Consider the following 15,280-nt stretch of genomic DNA (forward strand, 5'->3'; position numbering starts at 1 on the left):
CGATCGGAACTGGGATCCCGGGTCCCCACCCGTTGCACCAGGCGTGCACGAACCCGGAGAACGCATCATGAGCATCACCCTGAACAGTCCTGTCACCCAGACCCGCACCCCGCAGAGCGTCGCCGGTCAGAGCCCGGCCGCCCGTCTCGAGCGCCCCGCGCACGACCGCGGACCCCGCGCCCTGCGTCCGCAGCACACCGGCCGTCCCGCCTTCCGCGCCCCGGGCGCCGCCGGGCAGTCCGCCGGCTCGTCCGCCCTGACCGCCGCGCCGGAGTCCGACCAGGTCACGCTGACCCTCACGGTCACGCTGCCGGCCGGCACGCCCGACGTCGAGGCCGCCCAGATCGCCGACGCGCTGCGCGCCAACGCGCGTCGCCTGACGGCAGGCCGCCGCGCCTCGGCGAGCGTGGGCGTGCGCTCCCCGCGCCCCTTCTCCCCCACCGGGGAGACCGAGGCCGCGAGCACCGCACCCACCCTGCGGGCCCTCCCTCCGCGCACCCAGGACGGCGAGGCCGCGCAGCCCGAGCGCACGCGCCGCACCGGCGTCGTCTCGCCGAACTCCCCGGCCCGCCGGGACGCCGAGGCGGCGCGCCAGCGCCTGCTGCGCGCCACCGCCGTGAGCCCGAACGCCGCCCCCTCCGCGAGCACGGACTGCTCGCTGGTGATCGACCTCTTCGGCCGCCGCGTGCGCATCGACGGCGAGGACGTGGACCTCACCTACAAGGAGTTCGAGCTGCTGGCGCACCTGGCGCGCGGCGCCCGTCGGATCATCGGCCGCGACGAGCTCATGGAGTCCGTGTGGGCCGACGCCTCGTCCGAGACCGGTGAGCGCACCGTCGACGTGCACGTGCGCCGCGTGCGCGCGAAGCTCGGCCGCTACCGCCGCCTGATCTCCACGGTGCGCGGCGCGGGCTACCGCCTGGACACCGGAAGCGACGTCGCGATCCTCGACTGATCGCGCCCTTCCCCGGTCCTCCACCGCAGACCCCCACCCGAGGACCATCGGCCCGGACGGGCAGCCGCTCGTCCGGGCCGATGCATTCGGCGACGAGCGCTCGTCGTCGTCCCAGGTCCGGGAAAGTCGAGGATCCGGGAGGGACGAGGATCCGGGACGAGCCAGAATCCGGGAAGAGCGAACGGCCCGGAGCTCACATCGACGCACTGTCGGGGCTCACGGGCCGTTCGCGATGCCAGCCGTCCCTCAATGGTGGTGGGTGCGGACGACCAGGCAACACGGGTCCACCGATATCGGGGGGAACGTCGGAGGACCCGTTCGTCGCCTCCCGCGAGGGGGATCGAGGAGGCGACGTCCGGGACGATGCTACGGGTCGCGGCGAGCGGATGTAAACGCGAACATTCAATGCTTTGCATGCTTTTGCGCGGCCATGACCAAGTCTGGATTGCCGTTGCCTCCGGCACGTGTCCACCGGTCAGCCGCTTGGCGTCTCGTAGAGTGGAGCATGGCCCCGCGCGCACCGCGGGTGTGTCGACCACCGCAGTGAGGGAGAGCCCATCCATGATCGCGCAGGCGCGCATCGACTCCGACCGGTCCGCGACCGTCCACCTGGCCGATGAGGAGATCGGGATCCACGGGGAGCACATCTCCGAGGTGCGGGCGAACGTCAAGAGCGTGTTCATCGACGCCGCGCGTCGCGCGGGTCGCGACCTCGACGTCGTGATCGTCGAGTCCGACGCCACGCACCATCTGCGCGTGGAGCCCTCGGGCCGCATCAGCACCCGCGAGGCCGATGACCGGCCTCTCTTCGGCCCGTCCGCAGGCAGCGCCGGCCACGGGGCGGGCTCCGCCGCCCCCTCCCCCGCCGCGCACTCCTTCTCCGCGAGCTCCTTCGACGTCGCCTCGTTCGGGCAGCACGCCTTCGATCCCGAGGGCGACGTCGAGGCGACCGCCGTGCACCCCGCTGTCCCCGAGGGCTCCACCGCGGACAGCCCCTCCTGGATCCCGCCGTCGCTGCTCGGCGAGGACACCCACGAGGCGCTCGAGGCGCACGAGGCGCAGGACGAGCAGGTCTCCCAGGACGAGCTCGTCGCCGCATCGGTTCCCTCGTCCGCGCCGACCACGGCCTCCGCATCCGTCGCGTCGGCCGCGCAGACTTCCGCATCCTCGGCCGAGCAGGCTCCCTCGGCGCCGGTCGCGCCGGCCCCCGCTCCCTCGGCCGCGTCGCCCGCAGAGGCCGCTGACCAGGCGGGCCCCGCGGCACGTCCCGGCCACGGCCGCCGCGCCGCCGCGACGACGGCGCCGCAGGCCCCCGCCTCCGCGCCGGCGGCGGACGCGCCGCAGGTGGCGGGCGCGCACCCGTCGGGCGAGACCCGTCGGCCCACGCTCCAGGACCTCCAGTCCGCCGGTCGTCAGCCGTCGCCCGCCCCGGCGACCCGCGGCTGGCAGGGCACCCTCACGCGACTGACCGGCGGGCGGATCTCCCCGCGTCCCGGCCGCGCCGAGCGCGAGGAACGCGCCCAGCTCCAGCGCATCTCCCGCACCCTCGACGGCCCGAAGAACATCGCCGTCGTGAACCTCAAGGGCGGCGCCCACAAGACCACCGCCTCGCTCATGATCGCGGCGACGCTGGGCATGGCCCGCGGCGGCGGCGTGCTGGCCTGGGACAACAACGAGACCCGGGGCACGCTGGGCTGGCGCGGCGCGCCCGCCGAGCACCACCGCACCGCGATCGACCTGCTGCGCGACCTCGACCAGCTGCGCACCGAGCAGGCCACCGTCTCGGACCTCGACCGCTACGTGCGCCGGCAGGAAGCCACCCGCTTCGACATCCTCGCCTCCGACGAGGATCCGGGCTCCTCCGCCCTCATCGACGACGCCGCCTTCCGCGAGCTCGACGAGACCCTCTCGCGGTTCTACCGCCTCAAGGTCATCGACACCGGGAACAACGTGCGCGCCTCGAACTGGCTGGCCGGCGTGCAGTCGGCCGATCAGCTGGTCATCATCTCGACCCTGCGCGAGGACACCTTCAACGCCGCTGCCTGGATGATCGACGAGCTGCGCGCAACCGGTCTGGCCGAGCAGGTCGACCACGCCGTGACGATCCTGTCGCACTCCTCCGGCAAGAAGATGGACCCCTCGCTGCGCACCCAGCTGCACAAGCACTTCGGCGCGCACACCCGCGCGATCGTCGAGGTCCCCTTCGAGGAGCAGTTCGTGGACGGCGCGCCGCTGGACTTCTCGCGGATCCATCCGGAGACGCGGGCCGCGTGGCTGCGGGCGACCGCCGAGATCGTCGACGGCCTGTGAGGACGGGGCCCTCCGGTTCGTTCCTCCCCACAGGGCTCCCGTCCACCGCGCGCCCCGGACGTCGGAGGATGCGCGTAGGTTCGCCCTCATGCCGCTGAACCGCCTGCACCTGGTCGTCGACGACGACCTGGGCCCCGCGCTGTGGGTGCGGGTGCAGGCCGAGGGCGGCGGCTCGCGGCCCGCCGCCGACCTCACGGCCCTGCTCGACGAGGCGCCGAGCGGTCTCTCCGATGCCCTCTCCCGCGCGCTCGGCCGGCACGAGGGCCCGCTGCGCCATCGCGTGCGCGTGCGCGGCCGCACGAGCGAGCATCGCGTCCCCGCGCTCCCGCTGGACGGGGAGGCGCTGCTGGACGTGGTCGGCGCGATCGGAGACCTCGTCGCCGCGCGCACGGACGCGGGCACGGGACCGACGGCGCCCGCGGAACCGACGGGGCCGACGGGGCCGACGGGGCCGACGGCGTCAGCGGACACCGGGAGCGAGGTGGCCGCCGTGATCGGGCCGCTCGTGGAGGCCGGCACCTCCCTGCGACTGTCCGAGCAGGTCATCGCCATGCCGGACCTGCTCACGGCCGTGGTGCTGGACCTGCACGCCGAGCGCCTCGTCGCCGCGCGGCACCTGCGCGTGCGGATCCTCGAGCGCTTCGGCCGCCCCTGGGCGCGCTGGACGGCCCTCGAGGACGATGCCCAGCCGCTGCTGCACTCCCTCGTCGACGCCCGCGCGCGCGAGGCCTTCGCCCGGCACGTCGCCTCCCGGCGGCGCGCGGAGACGGAGACCCCGGAGGGCGACGCCGCGAAGGATCCGACGGCCCTCATCTCCTCGCTGTCCGCCCCCTCCGCGGACACCCCTGTGCGCGCCGACGTCCCGACCCAGCGGCGCATGCAGGCGGCGCTCGATGCGTTCGTCGACTCGGGGCGCGCCCGCGTGCACCTCTCCTCGACCGGCTCGGAGCTCGTGGTGCGTCTGCACGAGCCGCCGCTGGGCACCGCGTGGCCGCTGCAGACCTGCCTGCGCGACGCCGACGGGACGGTGCGGCCGGTCGCCGACCTGCGCGCCGTGGGCGACGTGGGCGTCGAAGGGGCCGCGGAGGCGTCGGCCGAGGTCATGCGGCTCGCGCCGACCGTGCGCGAGGCCGCGGTCGACGACACCGGCGTGGACTGGCTGCTCACCACCGCGCAGGCCTCCGCGTTCCTCGCGCATGACACCGGGGCGCTCGAGGCCGCCGGCGTCACCGTGATGCTCCCGCGCGAGTGGACGAAGCAGAAGACCCGTCTGCAGGCCGTCGTCGGCGAGGAGGAGGCCGAGCAGGAGAAGACGGGCAGCGGCGTGGGCATGCAGGCCATGGCCCGCTTCGACTGGAAGATGTCGGTCGGGGATGTGGACCTCACCGAGGACGAGATCGCGGAGATCCGCGCCGCCCAGGCCGAGCTCGTGCAGCTGCGCGGCCAGTGGGTGCGCCTGGACTCCACGACGCTGCGCGCCGCCGAGCGGTTCCTCGACGCGTTCACCGCGAAGAGGCGCGGGCGGGGCGACGGCGAGGGCGGGGCCGACGGCGGGGGCGCCGTCGACGGTGCGCGTCGGGCAGCGGCCCGTCGGCCCGACGCACCCCGCGATGCCGGGCGTCCCGAGCCGATCGCGGCGAGCGCCGGCAGCGTGCACTGGGGCGAGATGTTCGCGCTGCTCGGCAGCGCCCAGGCCGAGGGCCTGCAGGTCCGTCTGCAGGCGGCGGATGCGGCGCCGGTGCCGCCGAGCGCCGGCGCCCCGGCGCGCGGACGCTCCAACGGTCTGCGCAACCTCGTGCCCGGCGGCCCCGGCCCCCTCCCCCTTCCGCAGCCCGAGCGCCTGGACGCGTCCCTGCGCGGCTACCAGCTCGAGGGCCTGAACTGGATGTGGGCGCTGCACGAACTCGGGCTCGGCGGGATCCTCGCCGACGACATGGGGCTCGGCAAGACCATGCAGGTCCTCGCGCTGCTGAGCCGTGAGCGGGAGCCCGATCCCGCCGCGGTCGCCCCCGACGTGCGGCCCGCGCGGGTGCGCCCGCGCCCCGGGGCACGTTCGCGCACCCACGGCGCGGGCCCCGCTCCCGGGCCCACGCTGCTGGTGTGCCCGATGTCCGTCGTCGGCTCGTGGCAGCGGGAGGCCGCGCGCTTCGCCCCGGACCTCGCGGTGCACGTCCACCACGGCGGCGACCGCATCCGCGACGCCTCCTTCGCCGAGGGCGCGGCCGACGTGGACCTCGTGATCACCACCTACTCGCTGCTGGACCGGGACCTCGAGGTGCTCTCCCAGGTGCGCTGGCACCGGCTCGTGCTCGACGAGGCCCAGCACGTGAAGAACGCCGGCACGGCCGTGGCGAAGGCCGCGCGGGCGCTGCGCGCCCCGCACCGTCTGGCGCTCACCGGCACCCCGGTCGAGAACCGCCTGAGCGACCTGCACGCCCTCATGGAGACCGTGAACCCCGGCCTGCTGGGCAGCGCCACCTCCTTCCAGGAGCACCTCGCGGGCCCGATCGAGAAGGACGGCGACGAGTCGGCGCTCGAGCGTCTGCGCGCCCTGACCAGCCCGTTCGTGCTGCGTCGCGTGAAGACGGATCCGAGCATCATCTCGGACCTGCCCGCGAAGATCGACATGGTGCGCACCGTGAACCTCACGCCCGAGCAGGCCGGGCTCTACGAGGCGCTCGTCGGCGAGCTCATGGCCCAGATCGACGGCGCCGACCAGAACCAGCGCCGCACGCTCGTCGTCTCCACGCTCACCAAGCTCAAGCAGGTCTGCAACCACCCCGCCCACTACCTCGGCGACGGCTCCGGCATCCTGCGCGACGGCGAGCACCGCTCGGGCAAGCTCGAGTACGTCGACGACCTGCTCGGATCCGCCTTCGCCGACGGCGAGAAGGTGCTGCTGTTCACCCAGTTCACGACGTTCGGGCACATGCTCGTCCCCTACTGGCGCGAGAGGTTCGGCCGCGAGATCCCCTTCCTCCACGGCGGGGTGAAGAAGGCCGATCGCGACGCCATGGTGGCCCGCTTCCAGTCCACCCCCGGCGAGCCCGGGGCGATGCTGCTGAGCCTGCGCGCGGGCGGCACGGGGCTCACGCTGACCGCCGCCAACCACGTCGTCCACCTGGACCGCTGGTGGAACCCCGCCGTGGAGAACCAGGCCACCGACCGCGCCTTCCGCATCGGCCAGACCAAGGACGTGCAGGTGCGCAAGCTCGTGGCCGCGGGCACCGTCGAGGAGCGCATCGACAACGTCCTCGCCGAGAAGCAGACCCTCGCGGATCTCACCATCACGCCCGTCGAGAACGCCCTGGTGAACATGGACGCGGCGCAGCTGTGGGGCATGCTCGCGCTGTCCGACGGGGACGCGCCGGACGAGCAGACCTCGAACGATCCGGCGCAGGGAGGCGCACGATGAGCATCCGCATGCGCTCGCGCCGCGGGCAGATCGGCGCCAGCTGGCAGGGCGCCGCCCTGCGCGAATCCCTCGAGAGCGTGATCAGCAGCGGTCGCAGGTCCTCCGGCCGGCGCCTCGCGCGCGCGGACCGCGTGCAATGGCTCGACGTCGCCCCGCGCCGCGCCCGCGCGGGGGTCCTCGACGACGACGGGACGATCTACGAGCCCGAGCTCGACGTCTCCGCCTTCGGCGCCGCCGACCGGCAGATCGTCGTCGACACGCTGCGCGCTCACCCCGAGCTGCCCGCGCTGCTGAGCAGCGGCACCTACCCGCAGGCGGTCGAGTCGGAGCTCGACGCCCACATGGCGACCCTGCTGCCCGGCAGCGCCTCCGAGGTCACCCACGACTGCACCTGCCTGGACTGGCCCGGCCCGTGCGTGCACGTCGCCGCGCTCGCCTGCGTGCTGGTCGAGGCGATCGACGAAGCCCCCGTGCACCTCCTGACGCTGCGCGGCCTCACCCTCTCCGAGATCGCCCAGCCCATCGCGACGGGCCGGGGCGCACGGGCCCTCGCCGAGGCCGCCGGCCCGTCCGACGGCGAGCCCCCGCAGGGCGCTTCCGCCGCGGGGCGTTCGTCGGACGAGGTCGAGACGGACGGGGCCGCGACGGGAGGAGAGGCGTCGGGCGGAATCTCGTCGGCCGGTTCACCGTCGGCCGATGGCGCGGCGGACGCGTCAGCGGACGAGGAGACGGCGGGCGACGAGACGACGGGCGGCCGTTCCGCGATTTTCGATCCGGCGATCGCCGATCCGACCCTGCTGCAGGATGCGCTGGGAGAGGAGGCGTCCGCGATGCTCGCCTCGTTCTATGCCTCCGGCGCGGGATCCGCGGGGTCCGCGGCAGACGAGGCCGCCGGCGAGGACTGATCCCCGCTCACCGCGCGTTCGGGGCCCTGGGCTCCGGGCCTAGAGAAGAATCCGGGCCGGCGCGCAGAGGGGGTAGCGCGCCGGCCCGGCACTCAGGGAACCATCACGACACGACAGCTGTGCCGGATCGGGACGAGGGGGTGTCCGTCACGAGAATCATGGAACTCCTCCGACGTGGGAAACCACTGGTGCTTCCCTGTGCGTTCGCTATGTCGGGCGCCCCGCGGGCGCACAAGGGCAGGGCCGCGCAGTGCACTCCGCACCCCTAGAGTGGGAGCCATGCCCCTCACCACGTCCTCGCATTCCCCCGCCTCCGTCGACTCAGCGGCCGTCCTGCCCGACGAGGCGATCTCGCAGATCGACCGCCTCGCGCGCGACGCCGTCGAGGGCGATCGCACCGCCGGGGTGATCTGGGCCGTCGTCGGCGGCCACGACCACGAGACGCCCGTGCTCGCCGCCGGAGCAGCGGGCGAGCGCCGCCTGGTGGACGGCGAGCGCGCCCCGGGCTCCGCGCCCATGGACCCCGCGACGATCTCCCGGATCGCCTCGATGACCAAGTCCTTCACCACGGCGGCCGTGCTGCGCCTGCGCGACGAGGGGCGCGTGCGCCTGGACGACCCGATCTCCCGGCACGTGCCCGAGGCCGCGCACCTCGACCCCGTCACCCCGGACTCCCCCGCGATCACCGTGCGGGACCTGCTGAGCATGTCCGCGGGCCTGGTCACCGACAACCCGTGGGGCGACCGCCAGGAGGCCATGACCCGCGAGGAGTTCGCGACGATGCTCGCGGGCGGACTCGGCCACGTGCACGCCCCCGGCACCGGCTTCGAGTACTCCAACACGGGCTTCGCGCTGCTGGGCCGGCTGATCGACGAGCTCACCGGCACCCCCTACGACCAGTATATCGCCGAGACCTTCCTGCGGCCCCTGGGCATGGAGGACACCGCCTTCTCCCGCGAGGGCCTGGACGCGACGCGCATCGCCACCGGTCACCGCCTCGCAGACCGCGAGGACCGCACCCGCTTCGAGCCCGTCGACTTCGACTCCCCCGGCGTCTTCGGGGCGATGGCGGGCCTGTACTCGACGGTCTCCGACGTGGCGACCTGGGTGCGCTTCCTCGCTGCTGCGAACGCACCGGACGCCGCCGACCGCGACCAGTCGCTGCTGCGCACATCCTCCCGCCGCGAGATGCAGCAGCTGCACCGCCTCCAGGACACTCCCGCGCTGCCCGCCGGGCCCGACGGCGCCTCCCCCGGATTCACGCACGTGCGCGGGTACGGCTTCGGGCTCGTCGTCGAGCGCTGCCCCGACCTCGGCGAGATCGTCTCCCACTCCGGCGGCTACCCGGGATACGGGTCGTTCATGGTGTGGCACCGCGACAGCGGCCTGGGCGTGGTGGTCCTGGCCAACAGCAAGTACGCGCCCGCGACGCGGATCGCGATGGACGCCCTCCGGGTCATCGACGCACAGGCCCCGCACCTGCTCCCGGCGCGCCTGCCGACGGCCGCGCCGCGCACCCTCGAGGCCGCGGCGGCGGCGCTCGACTGGCTGCGCGCGGGGATCGGGGCCGGACCGACGTCGGACGACGGGCGAGCCGACGACATCGCCGACGCCTGGTTCGCCGACAACATGGACCTCGACATCTCCCGCGAGGAGCGGCGCCGACGCCTCGCGACAGCCCTGCAGCGCGCGGGCCTGGGGGCGGGCGCCCTCGAGGACCTGCGCGCCGAGGACGCCGAGGTGCTCTCGCGGGCGAGCGTGCGCTGGACCGTGCCCGGCGCCGCCGGCGACGACGCGGTCGGCGACGACTCCGCGGGGCGGCGCCGGCTGCGCATCACGCTGCTCATGGATCCGCGGGCCGAGGCCCTCATCCAGTCCCTGGACACGCTGGCCCTCGACAGCACGGGCTCTCCGGTCACCGCCGGCTGATGGGCCCAGGGAAGGTCGCGGGAGGGTCAGAAGAGAGTCACCAGGAGCACGGCAGTCGGCACGCCGATCACGACCGCGAGGACGGCGCCGACGCCCGCTCCCAGCAGGGTGGCGCCGCGGCCGCTCGGCAGGGGCGCCGGGGCGTGGACTGGGGCCTGACGCGCGGACGTCCCCGCAGGAGCGCCTCCGGGGCCGACGAGTGCAGGCCCCGGCCGTTCACCGGTGCCGGCCGAGTGCACGCCCGGGGAGTGCGCGCCGGCCGAGCCGTGGGACGCGGACGCCTGCCCCGCCGGTGCCTGCGGACGACCGTCCACGAGCCTCTGGCCTGCCGCGTTCCGCGGCGTGCCTCCGTACGGATAGGAGCCGGCCCCCTGCGGGCCCCGCTGCGGGGCGACCGGCGCGGCGCTCTGGCCGTGCCCCTGCTGCGGCACACGCTGCTGCGATGGCGGCCCAAGATGAGGCGGGCCCTGCTGAGGCGGACCCTGCTGGGGGCTGCGCTGCGGCATCGCCCCTGGCCGCGGGGTGAAGGCCTGCGAGACGCTGCCCTGGCGGATCTCCTCCATCGAGGGGCCCGTGCGCGCGGGCGCCTCGGGGCGCTGCACGCCCGGGGCGTCGGGCGGGAGCGGCGGCAGGGTGTCGGGGATGTGCAGGGGCGCGCCGTCGGCGAAGCCGAGCGGCAGACCGGGCGGCACGCGCGGCAGGTCCCGGCGCACGCTCGGGGCGTCCTGGTAGCGGCGCTCGGGCTGCGGGTCGAGCATCCGGCGGATCACAGCGGCGAGCTTCGGGGAGACGCCGCGCAGGCGCCGCGAGAGCTCCTCGGGCCGGAAGGCCCCGTCGCGCAGGGGGAAGGGCCCGTTCAGCGCGAACAGCGCGACGACCCCGGCCGCGTAGAGGTCGTGGCTGGGGTGCGGCTCGGCCATGGAGAACAGCTCGGGCGCCATGTATCCGGGGGTCCCGTTGATCATGCCCACGCTCGTGAAGCGCACGTCGGTCTCGTGCACGGCGATCCCGAAGTCCGCCAGGCGCGAGTGTGGCAGACCCGGCCCGGTGGACTCCAGCATGATGTTCGCCGGCTTCACGTCGCGGTGGATCCAGCCGTGGGAGTGGACGTGCGCGAGGCCGTCGAGCAGCTGGTCCAGCAGCACCACCACGGCGGGCTCGCCGAGCGGCCCCCGCGCACGGACCATCGACTCGAGGGTCCCGCCGCTGGCGAGCGGCATCGCGATCACCACGTGCTCGTCCTCGGCGCCCCAGCCGTACGGGGTGAGCAGATGCGGATGGTCGAAGCTCACGCCCTTCTCGCGCACGAAGCGCATGAGATCGGCCGAGTCCCGCTGACGCAGCACCTTCGCCGCGCACAGGCGACGGGTCTTGGAGTCCCAGGAGCGCCACACGGCGCCCGATCCGCCCTTGGCGATCAGGTCGATGAGCGCGAAGCGCCCCACGATGACGTCGGCCATGCTCTCCGGTTCCCTCCGTGCTCCCGATCCGCGGCTCTGCCCGCGGCGGGAGCGCAGGTCCACAGTACGATGGATCGTGCGCGAGGTCAGTGCACTCGGCGTGCCCGTGGACGTGCTCGCGCGACGCGCGGCGGGACGGGGGCGACACCGTGCGGCCCAGCACCGCACCGCACCGCACGGCCCGGCACCGCGCAGAGCAGCACCGCACGACACCGCACAGCGAGAGGGGACGTCACATGGACTGGCTCATGGACTGGCTGACCGACCCCTCCGAGTTCGATCCCCTGGTGTTCGTCGTGCTCGTCGCCCTCACGATCCTGCTCACCCTCGGGAGCATCGTCTGGCTCGTGCTCGAGCGCGAGGAGCCGTCGGCCCGGCGCGGCACCTCGGACGACGCCGCCGCGGCCGCGGAGTACTCCTCGCCCCTCGCCCGGATCGCCGCGCGCAGCGAGCGGGAGGCCGCGCGCGTGCGGCGCGAGATGGACGCCGACGCCGGCCGCGGATCCGACGCCCGAGGGGGTGCGCGCCGATGAGCGGCGATCCGGGGACGAGCCCCGTCCCGTCGCCGTCCGCGGCGTCCCCGTCGGGTGCGTTTCCCGCCGCTCCCCCGCGCATCCGCCTGGCTCTCGCCGAGGACGCTCCCGTGGTGCTCGGCATCCGCGACGAGGCCATCCGCAGCTCCTCGGGCCTCTGGATCGACGAGGTCCCGGAGTCCGTGTCCTCCCACGCCTGGTTCGACGCCCACCTGGACCGCGGCTCGATGCTCGTGGCCGCGGGGGCCGACGACGAGGTGCTCGGCTACGCGTGCTTCTCCCCGTTGCGCGACTACGCGGGCTACCGCTTCACCGGCGAGGACTCGATCTACCTGCTGCCCGCGGCGCAGGGACGCGGGGTGGGCCGCGCCCTGCTCGGGGCGCTCGTCGCGCACGCCCGAGAGCACGGCATGCACTCCCTGGTCGCGCTCGTCGAGGCCGGCAACGTCGGCTCGATCCGCCTGCACGAGCGCTGCGGGTTCCAGGAGGTGGGCCGCATGCCCGAGGCCGGCTTCAAGTTCGACCGCTGGTGGGACCTGGTCACGCTCCAGCTGCTCCTCTGACCGCTCGGCGCCGCACCGGGATCGTCACGTGCGGGAGCACCCAGCCCACGATCGGGCCGATCGCGATCGCGTACACGAAGGTGCCCACGCCCACCGGTCCGCCCAGCAGCCAACCCGCGACCAGCACCGTCGCCTCGATGCCGAAGCGCAGCGGGCCGACGGGCCGTCCGGTGCGGTGGTGCAGGCCCGTCATCAGTCCGTCGCGGGGACCGGGCCCCAGATGGGCGCCGATGTAGACGGCGTCGCTCACGGCGTTCAGCAGCACGCCACCGAGCATCATCGTGATCGCGAGCGGCAGGCCATGCGCGGGCGGGAGGACGAACAGCGTGAGGTCGGTGGCCACCCCGATCCACAGCGCGTTGGCGAGGGTCCCGATGCCGGGGTGCTGACGCAGCGGTATCCAGGCGGCCAGCACCAGGAAGCTCACCACGATGATCACCGTGCCCACGCTCAGCCCTGTGCGCTGGGCGATGGCCACGTGCAGCACGTCCCAGGGATCCGCTCCGAGGCCCGAGCGGATGAGCAGCGCGAGCGCGGCGCCGTACCCCGTGAGGCCGAGGAACAGGGAGAGCAGGCGCAACCCGATGCGGTCCAGATGGAACTGGTCGCGCAGGCTGACGTTCTCGAGAGCGGCGGGCATGCCTCCAGCATGCCTGTGATGGACCCGGCGACGCCGCGAGGACGCACGCTCACGGGCCGCGGAGGTCAGTGGGCGGCGGCGCGGCGGCCTTCGTTGACGGGGGCGTCGAAGCCGAGGGCGTCGCGCACGAAGCTGATCTGGGCGCGGCGGGCGCGCTGGGCGGCGGGTCCGCGCCAGACCAGCGGGTAGCAGTGCCAGCCGCCGGGCTGCTCGAGGTAGGTGACCTGGACGTCGGCGAGGCCGAGGGCGTCGCGCAGACGCTGGGAATCACCGAGCAGAAGATCCTGGTCGCCGACGGTCAGGTGCACGGGAGGCAGGCCCTGGAGGTCGCCGCCGAGCGGGCTGAGCCGCGGGTCCTCGAGCGGGAAGCCGTCCGCGTACATCGCCGCGCAGCGCGCGAGCAGATCCGGGCGCATCGCGGGATCCTTCTCGATCTGCGCCGTGCGCCGCGGGTCCTCGCCCGTGAGGTCCGCCCACGGGGAGGTCAGCAGCAGCGCGGAGGGCAGGGGCTCGCCGCGGTCGCGGAGTGCCTGGACCACGGCGAGCGCGAGTCCGCCGCCGGCGCTGTCGCCGGAGAGGACCCAGTTCGGGGAGACCGCGTCGAGGTCCTCGAGGATGCCGAGCACGCCCTCGACCGCGTCGTCGTAGGCCGCGGGGAACGGCATCTCCGGCGCCATCCGGTAGTGCAGCATCGCGGCGGCCGCGCCGGTGCGTCGGCGCAGGTCCGACAGCCAGTCCCAGTGGTTCGGGCTCTCGCCGTTCACGTAGGCGCCGCCGTGGAGATGGATGACGAGCCCGGCGTTCGCGCGCGCACGCTCGATCCAGGTCACGGGGATGCCGCGGGGGCGCGATCGGGTCACCAGCGAGCGGTCGACGAGCTCGCGGTCGGGCTTCGTGGGGTGGTGGGTGCGGCGCACGTTGAGCTCGTAGAGGCCGATGGGCATCTGGGCGCTGATGAACGCGCCGACGCGCAGGGCGCGCGCCCCGGAGGCCTCCTCCTCGTCGACCTGCGGGACGGGGGTCTCGACGTGCATGGACTTCATGAGGGCATCTTCGCATGCGCTCTCGACCGCGCGGTGCGGACACCGCGTGACGCCGCGTGACGGCGCGTGATGCCCGACCCGTCGGTCCCGTCGGTCCCGTCTGCCCCGCGTCGGATCTCAGGCGCGCTCGACGGCGTCGACGAGGTCGTCGTCCACGAGCCGGTTGGCGCTCGCCCGCCAGCCGGCCACTCCCAGCAGCACGGCGCTCGCCACCAGCAGCCACAGCACGAGCGTCATCGAACCGGTCGCCTGCAGCACTGCGCCCATCACGAGCGGGCCGACGCCCGCGAGCAGGTACCCCACGGGCTGGACCATCCCCGAGAGCCTCGCCGTGATCGCGGGGTCGCGAGTGCGGCCGGGGATCATCGCGATCGCGGTCGGGAAGGCGAACCCGCCGATGCCCAGCAGCGCCGCCCAGGCGACGGGCGCGGCGGCCGGCGCGAGGATCAGGGCGAGGTAGCCGACCGCGGTGAGCACGCCGAAGGCGAGTGCGAAGACGCCCAGGCGCTGGGAGCGCGCGATCACCGTCGGCATCACGAGCCCGCCGATCATGCCCCAGGCGGCGACCTGCGAGACCGTCGCCCCGGCGGCGGCGCCGGAGAGCCCCGCGTCGGTGAGGATCTGCGGGAGGAAGCCGAACTGCGTGTACGCATTCATCGACTGCAGGCCGAACATCAGCGTGAGGAAGAGCGCCGTCGGCGAGCGGCGCAGAGGGACGCTGCGCGCCGCCACGCGGGCGGCGGCCCGGGCACGCTCGCGCTCCGTCGCGGCATCGGGGACCGCCGGGTCGGACGCGCTCTGCTCAGGGGGCAGGACGCCGTCGGCCGCGCGCGGGAAGTCGTTGCCGACCTTCGCGAGCACCACGAGGCCGACGAGCACCGGGAGCACGGCGAGCGCGGTCCAGGCCTGCAGGGAGAAGCGCCAGCCGTTGCCCCCGGAGGCGAGCGGGACGGCGATCGCCGGACCGACGGCCGCCCCGACCGAGAGCAGCATCGAATAGGCGGTCATGAGCAGCACGGTGGAGCGCCCGCCGTGGTGCTTCACCCAGGCCGGCGTGACCACGTTGACGAGCGACGGACCCATCAGCGCGACCGCGCTGAGCAGCACGAACAGCCCGAACGAGCCGGAGAGCGGGCGCAGGATCAGCCCGATCGTGAGCAGCGAGAAGGCGAGCACGATCGTCCCGGTGAGCCCGATGCGCCGGGACAGGGGCACCGCGAGCAGGCCGAACGCGCCGAAGCACAGGCAGGGCAGGGCGGTGAGCAGGCCGTCGGCCCAGGCGCCCACGCCGTAGGCGCCGGTGATGTCCTCCATGAGCGGGCCCAGCCCGGACGCGGCGGGGCGCAGGTTCAGCGAGATCGTCACCACGAAGACGATCGCGAGCGCGAGCCCGACGGCGCCCGCGGTGCGGCCGGACGCGGCGGCACGGCCGGACTCGGCGGGGCGCGTCGAGGCCGTCGGGAGGTCGGGATCGGGGGTCGAGGAGGAAGGGGTGTCCGGGGACGTCACCGGTCGATTCTCCCCCTC

11 protein-coding genes are annotated in these 15,280 nt (G+C 74.4%); 7 read left to right on the forward strand and 4 right to left on the reverse strand.

Annotated elements, in window-relative coordinates:
* Positions 1 to 67: 67 nt before the first annotated feature.
* The 5 genes from MHY49_RS07650 to MHY49_RS07670 all read left to right on the forward strand — a co-directional run bounded on the left by MHY49_RS07650 (position 68) and on the right by MHY49_RS07670 (position 9,514).
* Positions 68 to 955 (forward strand): winged helix family transcriptional regulator, encoded by an 888-nt coding sequence (locus tag MHY49_RS07650; protein WP_239203435.1) that lies wholly within the window; start codon positions 68 to 70, stop codon positions 953 to 955.
* Positions 956 to 1,516: 561 nt separating this feature from the next.
* Positions 1,517 to 3,265: a chromosome partitioning protein gene (locus tag MHY49_RS07655; protein WP_239203436.1), complete on the forward strand. Its 1,749-nt coding sequence runs from the start codon at positions 1,517 to 1,519 to the stop codon at positions 3,263 to 3,265.
* A gap of 88 nt (positions 3,266 to 3,353) precedes the next feature.
* Positions 3,354 to 6,680: a DEAD/DEAH box helicase gene (locus MHY49_RS07660; protein ID WP_239203437.1), complete on the forward strand. Its 3,327-nt coding sequence runs from the start codon at positions 3,354 to 3,356 to the stop codon at positions 6,678 to 6,680.
* A complete protein-coding gene (locus tag MHY49_RS07665; RefSeq protein WP_239203438.1) occupies positions 6,677 to 7,585 on the forward strand; it encodes a hypothetical protein in 909 nt (302 codons plus the stop codon). The genes MHY49_RS07660 and MHY49_RS07665 overlap by 4 nt, the downstream gene beginning before the upstream one ends.
* 279 nt (positions 7,586 to 7,864) lie before the next feature.
* A complete protein-coding gene (locus MHY49_RS07670) occupies positions 7,865 to 9,514 on the forward strand; it encodes a serine hydrolase (RefSeq protein ID WP_239203439.1) in 1,650 nt (549 codons plus the stop codon).
* Between the two features lie 26 nt (positions 9,515 to 9,540).
* Here the strand turns inward: MHY49_RS07670 and MHY49_RS07675 are convergent, their stop codons facing one another.
* Entirely contained in the window at positions 9,541 to 10,974 is a 1,434-nt protein-coding gene (locus MHY49_RS07675; RefSeq protein WP_239203440.1) for a serine/threonine-protein kinase, read from the reverse strand.
* Positions 10,975 to 11,210: 236 nt separating this feature from the next.
* Between MHY49_RS07675 and MHY49_RS07680 the strand changes: the two genes are divergently transcribed.
* Together MHY49_RS07680 and MHY49_RS07685 are read left to right on the forward strand one after the other, a co-directional pair.
* Positions 11,211 to 11,507 carry a hypothetical protein gene (locus MHY49_RS07680; RefSeq protein WP_239203441.1) on the forward strand — a complete coding sequence of 99 codons (297 nt, stop codon included), beginning with the start codon at positions 11,211 to 11,213 and terminating at the stop codon, positions 11,505 to 11,507.
* Positions 11,504 to 12,070 (forward strand): GNAT family N-acetyltransferase, encoded by a 567-nt coding sequence (locus MHY49_RS07685; RefSeq protein WP_239203442.1) that lies wholly within the window; start codon positions 11,504 to 11,506, stop codon positions 12,068 to 12,070. The genes MHY49_RS07680 and MHY49_RS07685 overlap by 4 nt, the downstream gene beginning before the upstream one ends.
* Here the strand turns inward: MHY49_RS07685 and MHY49_RS07690 are convergent.
* The 3 genes from MHY49_RS07690 to MHY49_RS07700 form a co-directional block, all read right to left on the reverse strand.
* Positions 12,048 to 12,710 carry a YitT family protein gene (locus tag MHY49_RS07690; RefSeq protein ID WP_239203443.1) on the reverse strand — a complete coding sequence of 221 codons (663 nt, stop codon included), beginning with the start codon at positions 12,708 to 12,710 and terminating at the stop codon, positions 12,048 to 12,050. The genes MHY49_RS07685 and MHY49_RS07690 overlap by 23 nt on opposite strands.
* A 65-nt stretch (positions 12,711 to 12,775) precedes the next feature.
* Entirely contained in the window at positions 12,776 to 13,753 is a 978-nt protein-coding gene (locus MHY49_RS07695) for an alpha/beta hydrolase (RefSeq protein ID WP_239203444.1), read from the reverse strand.
* Between the two features lie 117 nt (positions 13,754 to 13,870).
* A complete protein-coding gene (locus tag MHY49_RS07700; protein ID WP_239203445.1) occupies positions 13,871 to 15,262 on the reverse strand; it encodes an MFS transporter in 1,392 nt (463 codons plus the stop codon).
* Positions 15,263 to 15,280: the final 18 nt, after the last annotated feature.

Source organism: Brachybacterium sp. ACRRE (genome assembly GCF_022346485.1).
In the GTDB taxonomy this organism is placed as follows: domain Bacteria; phylum Actinomycetota; class Actinomycetes; order Actinomycetales; family Dermabacteraceae; genus Brachybacterium; species Brachybacterium halotolerans.

What these genes read in the sequence shown, in the direction of transcription:
- MHY49_RS07650 (WP_239203435.1), top strand. Translation starts at nt 68, where the DNA reads ATGAGCATCACCCTGAACAGTCCTGTCACCCAGACCCGCACCCCGCAG.
- MHY49_RS07655 (WP_239203436.1), top strand. Translation starts at nt 1,517, where the DNA reads ATGATCGCGCAGGCGCGCATCGACTCCGACCGGTCCGCGACCGTCCAC.
- MHY49_RS07660 (WP_239203437.1), top strand. Translation starts at nt 3,354, where the DNA reads ATGCCGCTGAACCGCCTGCACCTGGTCGTCGACGACGACCTGGGCCCC.
- MHY49_RS07665 (WP_239203438.1), top strand. Translation starts at nt 6,677, where the DNA reads ATGAGCATCCGCATGCGCTCGCGCCGCGGGCAGATCGGCGCCAGCTGG.
- MHY49_RS07670 (WP_239203439.1), top strand. Translation starts at nt 7,865, where the DNA reads ATGCCCCTCACCACGTCCTCGCATTCCCCCGCCTCCGTCGACTCAGCG.
- MHY49_RS07675 (WP_239203440.1), bottom strand. Translation starts at nt 10,974, where the DNA reads ATGGCCGACGTCATCGTGGGGCGCTTCGCGCTCATCGACCTGATCGCC.
- MHY49_RS07680 (WP_239203441.1), top strand. Translation starts at nt 11,211, where the DNA reads ATGGACTGGCTCATGGACTGGCTGACCGACCCCTCCGAGTTCGATCCC.
- MHY49_RS07685 (WP_239203442.1), top strand. Translation starts at nt 11,504, where the DNA reads ATGAGCGGCGATCCGGGGACGAGCCCCGTCCCGTCGCCGTCCGCGGCG.
- MHY49_RS07690 (WP_239203443.1), bottom strand. Translation starts at nt 12,710, where the DNA reads ATGCCCGCCGCTCTCGAGAACGTCAGCCTGCGCGACCAGTTCCATCTG.
- MHY49_RS07695 (WP_239203444.1), bottom strand. Translation starts at nt 13,753, where the DNA reads ATGAAGTCCATGCACGTCGAGACCCCCGTCCCGCAGGTCGACGAGGAG.